Origin of the sequence: Nocardia sp. MH4 (assembly GCF_019266065.1) — a bacterium.
In the GTDB taxonomy this organism is placed as follows: domain Bacteria; phylum Actinomycetota; class Actinomycetes; order Mycobacteriales; family Mycobacteriaceae; genus Nocardia; species Nocardia canadensis.
Genome location: NZ_LPNR01000075.1, coordinates 32,749 through 43,737, shown reverse-complemented (window position 1 = coordinate 43,737; position 10,989 = coordinate 32,749). Strand labels below are relative to the sequence as shown.

10 protein-coding genes and 1 pseudogene are annotated in these 10,989 nt (G+C 71.1%); 6 read left to right on the top strand and 5 right to left on the bottom strand.

Features of this window, described 5'->3' with window-relative positions; genetic code table 11:
• The 3 genes and pseudogenes from ATM97_RS07595 to ATM97_RS07585 all read left to right on the top strand — a co-directional run.
• Positions 1-442, top strand: a pseudogene (locus tag ATM97_RS07595) (hypothetical protein); the annotation flags it as partial.
• Between the two features lie 356 nt (positions 443-798).
• Entirely contained in the window at positions 799-1,443 is a 645-nt protein-coding gene (locus ATM97_RS07590; RefSeq protein ID WP_218717231.1) for a DUF2461 domain-containing protein, read from the top strand.
• Positions 1,444-1,497: 54 nt separating this feature from the next.
• A complete protein-coding gene (locus ATM97_RS07585) occupies positions 1,498-1,872 on the top strand; it encodes a hypothetical protein (protein ID WP_218717230.1) in 375 nt (124 codons plus the stop codon).
• 1 nt (position 1,873) lies between these two features.
• Here ATM97_RS07585 and egtD read toward each other — a convergent pair whose 3' ends face one another.
• From egtD to egtA, 4 genes are all read right to left on the bottom strand, one after another.
• Positions 1,874-2,845 carry an L-histidine N(alpha)-methyltransferase gene (egtD, locus tag ATM97_RS07580; RefSeq protein ID WP_218717229.1) on the bottom strand — a complete coding sequence of 324 codons (972 nt, stop codon included), beginning with the start codon at positions 2,843-2,845 and terminating at the stop codon, positions 1,874-1,876.
• Positions 2,842-3,684, bottom strand: coding sequence for an ergothioneine biosynthesis protein EgtC (gene egtC, locus ATM97_RS07575; RefSeq protein WP_218717237.1), 843 nt, complete (start codon positions 3,682-3,684; stop codon positions 2,842-2,844). Before egtC ends, egtD begins: the two co-directional genes overlap by 4 nt.
• Before the next feature lie 148 nt (positions 3,685-3,832).
• Positions 3,833-5,125 carry an ergothioneine biosynthesis protein EgtB gene (gene egtB / locus ATM97_RS07570; protein ID WP_218717236.1) on the bottom strand — a complete coding sequence of 431 codons (1,293 nt, stop codon included), beginning with the start codon at positions 5,123-5,125 and terminating at the stop codon, positions 3,833-3,835.
• Between the two features lie 102 nt (positions 5,126-5,227).
• The gene (egtA, locus tag ATM97_RS07565; protein ID WP_218717228.1) at positions 5,228-6,511 is read right to left on the bottom strand and encodes an ergothioneine biosynthesis glutamate--cysteine ligase EgtA; all 1,284 of its coding nucleotides are present in this window, start codon (positions 6,509-6,511) and stop codon (positions 5,228-5,230) included.
• Positions 6,512-6,644: 133 nt separating this feature from the next.
• On the opposite strand from egtA, the gene ATM97_RS07560 reads away from it, so the two are divergent.
• On the top strand, positions 6,645-7,823 hold the full coding sequence (locus tag ATM97_RS07560) for an aminotransferase class V-fold PLP-dependent enzyme (RefSeq protein ID WP_218717227.1): 1,179 nt from the start codon (positions 6,645-6,647) through the stop codon (positions 7,821-7,823).
• Here the strand turns inward: ATM97_RS07560 and ATM97_RS07555 are convergent.
• The gene (locus ATM97_RS07555) at positions 7,820-8,374 is read right to left on the bottom strand and encodes a TetR/AcrR family transcriptional regulator (protein WP_218717226.1); all 555 of its coding nucleotides are present in this window, start codon (positions 8,372-8,374) and stop codon (positions 7,820-7,822) included. The two genes, ATM97_RS07560 and ATM97_RS07555, sit on opposite strands and share 4 nt — an antisense overlap.
• A gap of 97 nt (positions 8,375-8,471) precedes the next feature.
• Here ATM97_RS07555 and ATM97_RS07550 point away from each other — a divergent pair, with 97 nt between their 5' ends.
• Complete coding sequence (locus ATM97_RS07550; protein ID WP_218717225.1) at positions 8,472-9,134, top strand: 1-acyl-sn-glycerol-3-phosphate acyltransferase; 663 nt, start codon at positions 8,472-8,474, stop codon at positions 9,132-9,134.
• A 109-nt stretch (positions 9,135-9,243) separates the two neighbouring features.
• Positions 9,244-10,887, top strand: a complete 1,644-nt coding sequence (locus ATM97_RS07545) for a fatty acyl-AMP ligase (protein WP_218717224.1) — start codon at positions 9,244-9,246, stop codon at positions 10,885-10,887.
• The last annotated feature ends 102 nt before the right edge of the window (positions 10,888-10,989 follow it).

Genomic DNA, 10,989 nt, shown 5'->3' with positions numbered 1-10,989 from the left:
GGCACCGCCGCGCGCCGAGGCGCCGTGGGCCGGGGTCGAGCGGCCCGCGCCGCCGGTGGAGCTGCCGCCGTATCCTCCGCCGCCACCGGTCGCCGGCCCGATGTTCCCGCGCCCCGCGTATCCGCCCGCCGTGGGCTATCCGGGGTATGCCCGGCCCGCTTACGGCCCGCCCCAGCCGCTGACTCCGCGCTACGGCTATGTCGACAGCACGCCCATCTGGTCGATCCTCAGCTTCTGCTGCGTCGCCGCCTCGGTCCTGGGCGGACTGCTGCTGTGCGGGCTGCCCGTGCTGGTCACCGCGCCGACCGGGATCGTGCTCGGCGTCGTCGGCCACGCCAAGGGCGAGCAGATGGGCAAATGGGCGGCGATCGCCAACGGCGCCGTAGCCGCCCTCGCCGTTCTAGCGTTCGTGCTGTTCGTCGCGGCGATCGGCGGATCCTGACCCGCGGCGGGCGATACTGGTATCGGTAGCCGCAGGATCGCCTCGGGAGGTATCGATGAGCACGCCCCAGCAGCCGACACCGAACCCCGAGGAGTCCGCCGAATACCGGCCCCGGCACGCCGAGCCGGAAGCACCCGCGAAGACCGGGCCGTCGAACCCGGACGACACGTAAGGCAGGCCCCCGGTGTCGTACTCCCGCGAGACCGACGACGCGCCCGCCACGGGCGGGAGACCGACGGCAGACAGCCCGGTGGTCGCCCCGATGTGGTGACCGCGCTGCTTGCCGGAGTGGCCCTCCGGGTGTTCTTCTTCGATGCCGACCTGATCCCCGCACAGAACTGAGACGCACTCCCACCATGGACGCTTTCACTGGTTTTCCGCTGGCGGCCCTCGACTTCTACGAGGACCTGGAAGCCGACAACTCCAAGGCCTTCTGGACCGCGCACAAGCAGACCTACGACGAGGCGGTGCGCGCGCCGATGGCCGCGCTGACCGCTGAGCTGGAGGCGGAGTTCGGGCCCGCCAAGATCTTCCGGCCGTATCGCGACGTCCGGTTCTCCGCCGACAAGGTGCCCTACAAGAACCATCAGGGCGCCGTCGCGGCCACCGCGCCCGGCGTCGGCTGGTACGTGCAGATCGGCGCGGCGGGGCTGTTCGTGGCGGGCGGCTGCTACATGATGTCGCCCGCCGCCCTGGCCACGCTGCGCGCCACCATCGACGACGACGTGCGCGGCGCCGAACTGGAGTCGATCCTGGCCGACGCCACCGCGGCCGGCTTCACCATCGGCGGCGACCGCCTCAAGACCAAACCGAAGGGCTACTCCGCCGACCATCCCCGCATCGAGCTGCTGCGGCACAAGTCGCTGACCGCGCACCGCGAGTTCGGCGCGCCCGACTGGCTGAGCACCCCGGCGGCTGCCACCGAGATCCGGCGCGCGTGGACCGAGCTGCGGCCGCTGGTCGAATGGTTCACCGGCGTCCTCGAGGGCGTCGCTCACTGACCCGGCGGGCGTGGCACCGGTGACGGACGCCGACCGGAGGCCGATACTGGACCCATGAGCCGTGAACCGCTGGACATGGACATGGGCGACGACGATCAGGCCGACGACATCGTCGAATACGAGCGGTACGTCGAGGACCCGCCGCAGGACTACGTCATCCGCAATCACGAGGCCGACGCCGACGGTTTCCTCGGCATCACCGAGGAAACCGACGAGGAGTGGTCCGAGTCCGGCGCCGAACGCGAGGCCGTCGCCGAGGACGAACGCCCCGCCGAGGTCTCGGCGGTCCGGGTGGTCGGTGACGACGCCGTCGACGGCGACCTCTACGACGACGACGCGATCGACGGCGAGGAGAGCGTCGAACGCGACCTCGAGGGCGACGAGAACCTGACCGACGGCGAGTACCTCGCCGACGAACTCGATCTGTAACTCAGCGTCGTTCGGCCAGCACCAGGGCGAAACGGTTGTCCTGGTCGGTCCAGGTGCGCAGGGTGGCGAAACCGGCGGCGTCGAGTTCGGCGCGCAGGCCCTCGGGCCGGAACTTGGCCGAGATCTCGGTGCGCATCTGCTCACCGGCCGCGAAGTCGACGGTCAGGTGCAGGTCGGTGACGGTGGCCGTCATCGCCTCGGTGGCGCGCAGGCGCATCTCGATCCACTCGTTCTCGGCGTCCCACAGCGCGACGTGCTCGAACTTGTCCGGGGCGAAGTCGGCACCGAGGCGGTGGTTGAGCACGTGCAGCACATTGCGGTTGAACTCGGCGGTGACGCCCGCGGCGTCGTCGTAGGCCGGGACCAGGACCGCCGGGTCGATCACCAGACCCGCGCCGAGCAATAGCAGTTCCCCGGGTTCGAGGACGTCGTTGATGCCCGCCAGGAACTCGGTCCGTTCGGCGGGTACCAGGTTACCGATGGTGCCGCCGAGGAAAGCGATCATCCGGCGGCCGCCGCGCGGCAGGTTGTGCAAGGTGTCGGTGAAGTCGCTGACGACACCGTGCACGCTCAGCTGCGGGTACTCGGCCGCGATCTCGGCGGCGGCGCCACGCAGGGCCGATGCCGAGACATCCTGCGGGACATAGGTCTTCAGTGACCCTTCGGCGGTGAGCGCGTCCAGCAGCAGCCGGGTCTTGGCAGCCGAGCCGGATCCCAGCTCCACCAGGACCTCGGGACGGGCCGCCGCGGCGATCTCGCCGACGACGCGCGCCAGCAGGGCCCGCTCGGTGCGGGTCGGGTAGTACTCGGGCAGTTCGGTGATCCGCTCGAACAGCTCGCTGCCCCGGGCGTCGTAGAACCACTTGGGCGGCAGCGACTTCGGAGTGGCGGTGAGACCGGCGCGGGCGTCGGTGCGCAAGGCCGCGGTGAGATCGTCGTCGGTGAGATGGATGTCCAGCAGCGGCGCGGTCATGAACGGACCCTTTCGGTGACGGGAAGCTCGAGGGCGGTGACGGTGCAGTGGCCGGGCGTGGCGATCACCAGCTGGTGATCGGCGATCGGCTGCCACCGTGGATCGGCGTCGTACGGTTCGGAACAGAGCACGGTGTAGTCGTCGGCTACCAGGACCGACAGGGCATGCCAGCAGGTCGTGGCCCACAGCTCGGTCCCGTTGCCGAGCAACAGGTTCAGCCGGGCGGTGGGCTGGTGGCGCAGGACGGCGGCGACCAGCAGGCGTAGCGCGTCGGCGGGCGAGGTGATCGGGCCGTCGGGGGTGATCGCGCCGAGCAGGCCGCGCAACAGCACCCACAGGGCGGCGGAGTCGGTGAGCGCCTCGGCCCGCAACAGCACCTCGGCGGAACCGAACAGCGGACCTGCGGCGAACAGTTCGTCCAGGTCGGCGCGGACTCGCGCCAGCGTCGTCCGCCACGCGGGGACGACGCCGTTGTGGCTGAAGGCCCAGTGCTCGTCGACGAACGGCGCGCAGGCCGCCCGCTCGACCGGCATGCCCACCGTGGCCGACCGCACGGCGGCGAGCACGGCGCGCGATTCCAGCTGGCCGAGCACCTCGACCACCGCCGGGTCGGTCCAGATCGGCGCGGCGTTGCGATATCGGCTGGCGGCGTCGCGTTCCCCCTCGACGCCGATATCGGCCCGGCGCCACCAGGCCACGCCGAACCCGTCGGCGTTGATGGTGCCGCCCGCCCGCATGTCGGTGGGCGCCCAGGACTGCGTGTACAGCGAATGGGGGCCACGCACGACCAGCTCACCGACCGCGACCGGCGGGCCCACGTAACCCAGATGACGGCACATCAGCAGCCCGCCCCCGGTGCGAGCCGGGCATGGCCGGACTCCGGCGGAACCCGCGTCGGTGCGCCGGCCCCAGAACGCGCCGGACACGCACCCACTGCCGTTCGGCGGGCCGGTTCCGGGCGCCGAACGGTGAAGTCACCGCCGCGCATCAGATCTCGTCCGCTCGCAGATCGCGGGCCAGCCGGAACCCGGCGAAGATCTGTCTGCGGATCGGGTGGTCCCAGTTGCGGAAGGTGCCGCGGCAGGCGACCTCGTCGGTGCCGAACGAGCCGCCGCGCAGAATCCGGTAGTCGCCGCCGAAGAAGACCTCCGAGTACTCCCGGTACGGGAAGGCGCGGAAGCCCGGGTAGGCCTCGAAGCCCGAGGAGCACCACTCCCAGACGTCACCGATCAGCTGGTGCACGCCGGTCGCCGAGACGCCGGCCGGATAGGCGCCGACCTCGGCGGGTTCCAGGTGCCGCTGGCCGAGGTTGGCCCGGTGCTCGTCGGGGGTGTCCTCGCCCCACGGATAGCGGCGCGAGCCGCCGGTGGCCGGATCGAACCGGGCCGCCTTCTCCCACTCGGCCTCGGTCGGCAGGCGCTTACCCGCCCAGCGCGCGTACGCCTGCGCCTCGAACCAGCACACGTGCACGACCGGCTGCCGCGGCCGGAGCGGGGTGCGCACTCCGAAGGCCACCCGCGTCCACCGGGCGCCGTCGCGCTCCCAGAACTGCGGCGCGACGAGCCCGGCCTCCTGCCGGTGCGCCCAGCCCCGCTCCGACCACAGTTCGGGGCGTTCGTAGCCGCCGTCGTCGATGAACGCCAGGTACTGCTCGTTGGTCACCGGCGCGATGTCGATGGCGAAGCCGGGCACGTGCACCGGATGCGCGGGGCGTTCGTTGTCCAGGGCCCACGGGTCGGCCGAGGTGCCCATCAGGAATTCGCCCCCGGGAACGACCACTTCGCCGGTGACCGGACTCGGCGCGGTGGGCGCGGGCGGTGCCGACAGCACCGGGGCGCCGAGGCGCAGCTGATGGGTGGCGAGCATGGTCTCGTCGTGCTGCTGTTCGTGCTGGGCGATCATGCCGAAGGCGAAACCGTTGTCCACCAGCGGATCACCGGACAGCGCGCTGGAACCCAGCACGTCCCAGACCTTCTCGCGGACGGTGCCGACATAGCCGCGGGCCTGATCGGGATCGAGCAGCGGTAGCGCGGGGCGGTTCGCGCGGGCGTGTTTGAACGCGTCGTAGAGCTCGTCGATGTCGGCCCGGACCGCCTCGCGGCCACCGACATCGCGGACCAGCCAGAGCTCTTCCTGATTGCCGATGTGGGCGAGGTCCCAGACCAGCGGGCTCATCAGCGGCGAATGCTGGGCGATGAGGTCGGCCTCGTCGACGCTGTCGGTGAGAACGGCGGTGCGGCGGCGGGCCCGCTGCAGCACCTCGGCGATCCGCTCGCGCATGCGGTCGCGGTCGCGGTGATCGGCGGGGGCGGAAAGGGTCACGGGATCAACTCCGGAAGGGTGTGGGCGACAACGTCATCGGGCCGGTGGGAGCGGTACCTGTCACGAACCGCCCGACCCGTTGCGCGCACGCGCCACGGTGAGGGGACTGTCGCCGGACCGACATCGGCGCGCGGCCAGGGCCAATTCCTGTGCGGCCGGGGCGGATCGGGCGTGCTGGGCGGCGAGTTCGAGCAGGTCGACCGCGACCCGGCGGACCTGCGGATCGAGCAGGCCGGTGCGGGCCGCGCCAAGCCACTCCCCCGCGGTCGGCGCGGCCAGGGCGGTCGCCTCGGCGACGACCGCGGGCGTGGACAACAGCGCGTCGAACAGGTGGATCGGGGTGGTCCAGGTGTCACCGGGCTGGGTGTCGAGGTAGCGCACCTCGAGGTGGCCCGCGGCCCGGACCGGCGGGAACAGGGTGGTCAGGTGATAGTCCAGGTCGGCGGTGCCGGGGCGGCGGCCGACCTCGTCGTCGAGCGCGCCCGCCAGCCAGTCGGCGAAGGTGGCGCCGGGCGGCGGTGACCAGTCGGCGTCGTGCTCGGTGCAGCGCACGCACAGCAGCGGCACGTCCAGCGCCCAGTGCGCGTAGGCGGTGATCGGATCGGACCAGTCGGCCACCGGCGGGCGGGTGCGCGAGGGGTCCAGTCGCAGCCAGGTGCGCATGCGCTGGGATGCCCACGCGCCCTGCGGTGCGCCGTAGAGCCGGGGCGAGCAGGCGAAGGCGGCGATCAGTGCCGGTCCGAGAACGTAGAGCGCCGTCCAGCGGGCCCTGACCTCGTCGGGATCGGCGCCCGCGTCGACGCTGACCTGGGTGGCCGCGGTATTGCACATCATGAGCGCCCCGAACGGCCCGACGCCGGCGAACCGGCGTTCCATGGCCGCGTAGCGGGGTAGGCGGAGGAGCCGTTCGGCCGGGCGACGAGCGTCGGCGGCGGCCGATTCGATACCGATTCCGTGGGCGGCGAGCAGGTCCCGCAAACGGGCCGCATCAGCCGCCAGCTGCTGCGTCAGCGCCGCCGGATCGGCGAACGGTGCGCTGGAAAGTTCTATCTGACCACCGGGTTCGATGGTGACCCTGCTTCCGCCGGGCAGGGGGGCCGCGGCCGAGGCCGGGGCGATCGAGGTGGGTGCGTGGGGCCCGAGGGCCGCTGCCATCAGCTCGAGCGAGGGGCGCGCACCGGTGGGCCCCGCGGTGAGCCACTCCAGTTCCGCACCGATCAGCGCCGGTGGCCCGAGTTTGAAGCAGACCCCGCCGACATAGGCCTCCGCCGCCGCCCTGGACGACAGTTCGCCCTGGTCAGTGGCGGAATCGGGCCACGAAGAACGTTCCAGAGTGACCGCCATGCCAACCTCCGCGTACTGGGTGCCGCCGTGGAAACCGCGTGCTCGTGCAACCGACTCATTCCAGAGTAGCGACGAGTACCGACAGAAAAAGTGACGAAATGGGGAACAGCTCGGCGGCGGTAGGGTCGTCGCCATGATGGACCTCGCCGCGATCAGAGCCGACACTCCCGGACTCGCGTCCGGGCAGGTATTCCTCGACAGCGCCGGATCGTCGCTGTCGCCGCGGGTGGTCACCGACACCGTGATCGCCCACCTGCGCCGGGAAGCGGAGATCGGTGGCTACCGTGCGGCTAACGAACGACTCGACGACCTGGCCGCGGTGAAGACCTCGATCGCGAGCCTGATCGGCGCCACCCCGGAGACCATCGCGCTCAGCGACAGTGCGAGCCGGTCATGGGCCGATTTCGCCTATGCGGTGGCGCTGCGTCCCGGCGACCGCATCCTGATCTCCGGCGCCGACTACGCCAGCAACGCCATCGCCGCGCTCCAGCGGGCCGGGCGGACCGGCGCCGTGGTCGAGCACATTCCCAGCGACGACACCGGCCGTCTCGACACCGACGCCCTCGCGGCCATGCTCGACGAGCGGGTGAAGCTGGTCTCGCTGCAGCACGCGCCGACCAACGGCGGCCTGGTGAATCCGGTCGGCGAGGCCACCCGGGTCGCCCACGAGGCGGGCGCGCTGGTGCTGCTCGACGCCTGCCAGTCGATCGGGCAGTTGCCCATCGATGTCGGCGCGCTCGGCGTCGACGCGCTCTCGGCCACCGGGCGCAAGTGGCTGCGCGGGCCGCGCGGCACCGGATTCCTCTACGTCCGAGACGAACTGGCGCGCACGATGGAACCAGGACGGCTCGATCTGCACAGCGCGCAGTGGGTGAGCCCGAACGAATACCGGCTCGCCCCCGACGCGTCCCGCTTCGAGTTCTGGGAATGCGATGTCGCTGCCCGGCTCGGGCTCGGGGCCGCCGTGGACTACCTACTCGCCCTCGGGCCGGAGGAGGTCTACGCCGCCGTGGCCGACCGAGCGGGTTATCTGCGCAAAGCCCTGCCCGGCGTGCCCGGGGTGACAGTGCGCGACCTGGGCACCGAGCACAGCGGGATCGTCTCGTTCACCGTCGACGGTCACGAACCGCTCGCGCTGCGCGACCGGCTCGCCGAGCACGCCGTCACCGTGACCGTCAGCCACGCGGGCTCCACCCTGCTGGACATGACCACGCGCGGCCTGCCCGCGATCGTGCGGGCCTCCCCGCACTACTTCGTCGACACCGACGACCTCGATCGCTTCGTCGCCGCGCTGGCGGAGGTCACCCGTTAACCCGTGAGGTGCTCGCCGACGATGCGGTCGGCGAGCAGGCGCGGGTCCGCTTCCGGGGCAACGACTTCGAGTGTCCGGTTGGCCGCGAGGGTGGCCAGGCCGTGCACATTCGTCCACAGCAGCAGGGCCGTGGCGGTGGCATCGGCGCCCGGCCGGGCCGCGGCGACCAGCGCGACGATCTGCCCGTACAGCGGCTGGGTCGTCGCCCGGAGGTTCTCACCCGAGCCCGCCAGCAGGTCGTGCCGGAACATCAGGGTGAACATCTCGGGCCGGGTGAGCGCGAAGTCGACGTAGTCGATCGCCATCCGGCGCAGCCGTTCGCGCGGGTCGGCGATCGTGGCGAGCGCGCCGAAGCGGTCGATCAGGTCGGCGAAGCCCCGCGCGGCGATCGCGGCCAGCAGGGCGGCATGGGTGGGGAACCAGCGGCGTGGGGCACCGTGCGAGACGCCGGCCGCCCTGGCGATGGCCCGGAGCCCGAGTTCGCCGACGCCGTCGCGTTCGAGCAGGTCGACACCGGCGTCGATCAGGCGCTCACGCAGCGATTCGGGCATAGGGATAATTCTGCACACCCGGTCGGCCACGCGCGCCCTCGCCTGCGTAGACAATGTCTACTATCCTCGCGTAGACACTGTCTACGATGGAGGTCCCATGTGGTACCAGCTGTGCAGACACGTCCTGATCGGCCCGCTGCTGCGATTGCTCGGCCGCCCGCGCGTGGAGGGTCTCGAGCACGTGCCGCGCACCGGGCCGGTGATCATCGCGGCCAATCACCTGGCCTTCGTCGACTCGCTCTACCTGGCGCTGGTGATCCCGCGCCCGCTCACCTTTCTCGCCAAACAGGAGTACTTCGCCGGCACCGGCCTGCGCGGACGGGCCAAGCGGTGGTTCTTCACCGCCGCCGGACAGGTACCGGTGGACCGCACCGGGGGTGACGCCGCCGCCGACGCCCTCGCGGCTGCCACCCGGATCCTCGAAGCGGGCGGCGTCTGGGCAATTCACCCGGAGGGCACCCGGTCGGTGGACGGCAGGGTCTATCGTGGTCGCACCGGGGCGCTGCGCGTTGCCATGGCTACAGGGGCGCCGGTGGTGCCCGTGGTGCTGGAGGGAACCGACCGCATGAACCCCCACGGTCGGAAACTGTTGCGTTTCACCAAGGTGCGCATCAGCGTCCAGCCGGCGCGGCGGTATCCGGCAGCGGTGCACCGCGCCCAGGTCAGAGTGGCAACTGACCAGCTGATGCGGGAAATTGCGATGCAATCGGGTAGACCATATGTGGACCGCTACGCTGCCTCCTTTGCCGCCGAACGTTGATCGGCGAGGACGCTCGGTTGTCAGTCGGGGTTAACACCGGGTGGGCGGGGCGGGATTTTCTGTTGGGAGCACGGCCGTAACCGATCGTTGGCGTAAAGGGAGTCCGACGTTGAGCAGGTTCACCGACGAAATGTTTGCCACAGCGCTGACCAGCCACAGGGGGCTGGTCACCGGGGAGCCGGAGGCGCCGTTGCGGCAGACCTGGGGGGATATCCACCGCGTGGCGCGGCGGATGGCGGGTGGCCTGGCGGCCGCCGGGATCGAGCACGGTGACGCGGTGGGCGTCCTGGCCGGCCTGCCCGTCGACATCGCCCCTGTCTGCCAGGGCATCTGGATGCGTGGTGCTTCGATCACCATGCTGCACCAGCCGACTCCGCGGACCGACCTCGCGGTCTGGGTACGCGACACCGAGACGGTGCTCGACATGATCGAGGCCAAGGCCGTCGTGCTCGGCGCGCCGTTCGCCGCCGCCGAACCCGTGCTGCTCGAGCGCGGGATCACCGTGGTCAAGATCGAGGACCTGCACGAGGGCCCCGACACCGACCCGGTGCCGACCGCCGAATCCGATATCGCGCTGCAGCAGTTGACCTCCGGATCGACCGGATCACCCAAGGCCGTCCGGATCACACACGGCAACTTCAACGTCAACGCGCACGCGATGTTCAATCGTGTGAAGTTCCAGCTCGACGACGACGTGATGATCAGCTGGCTGCCGCTGTTCCACGACATGGGCATGGTCGGATTCCTCAGCGTACCCATGCAATTCGGCGCCGAGGTGGTCTGCGTGACCCCGCTGGATTTCTTGGCCAGGCCGCTGCTGTGGGCCGAGCTGATCGACAAGTATCGCGGAACCGTCACCGCGGCACCGAACTTCGCCTACTCGCTGCTGGCCCGGCGGCTGCGACAGGCCGAGCCGGGCTCGATGGATCTGTCCAGCGTGCGGTACATGTGGAACGGAGCCGAACCGGTCGACCCGGACACCATGATCGCGCTCGCGGACGCGGGCAAGCACTTCGGGCTCAACCCGATGGCGCTGACCCCGGTCTACGGCATGGCCGAGACCACCCTGGCCGTCTCGATCCCCGACCCCGGCCACGGCATGGTGCTCGACGTCATCGACGCCGATCTGCTCGAAGCTGTCGGCAAGGCGGTGCCGGTGGCCGAGGACGGCCACCACGGCACCCCGCGCAGGCTGCCGACGCTCGGCCACCTCGTCGACGACCTCGAGGGCCGGGTGGTCGACGCCGAGCGGCAGCCGCTGCCGGTGCGCACGGTCGGCGTCATCGAATTACGCGGCCCCGCGGTGACTTCGGGCTACGTGACCGTCGATGGATTCCGGCCCGCGCAGGACGAGGAGGGCTGGCTCGACACCGGCGACATCGGCTACCTCACCGAGGCCGGGCTGGTCGTGGTCTGCGGGCGGATGAAGGACGTCATCATCATGGGCGGGCGCAACATCTACCCGACCGACATCGAGCGGGCCGCGATGCGGGTGCCCGGCGTGCGCCCCGGCAACGCGGTGGCCGTGCGCCTGGACGCGGGCGAGAAGCGCGAAAGCTTCGCCGTGGTGGTGGAATCCAACGACTACACCGATCCCGACGAGGTGAAGCGCATCGAGCGCGAGATCGTGCACGAGGTGTTCGCCGAGGTCGGCGCCCGCCCACGCACGGTCGCGGTCCTCGGCCCCGGTGCCCTGCCGAAGACGTCGTCGGGCAAACTGCGCCGAGCCGCCACCGCGGTACACCTGAGATAGGACCGGCCCGTCGCTGCCGGCCACGCACGCCCCGACCTCGAGGAGGGGCCGCCGCGCAGCGGCGGTTCGCGGCCGTCCCGCCGGTCAGGCGCCGTTGCGCAG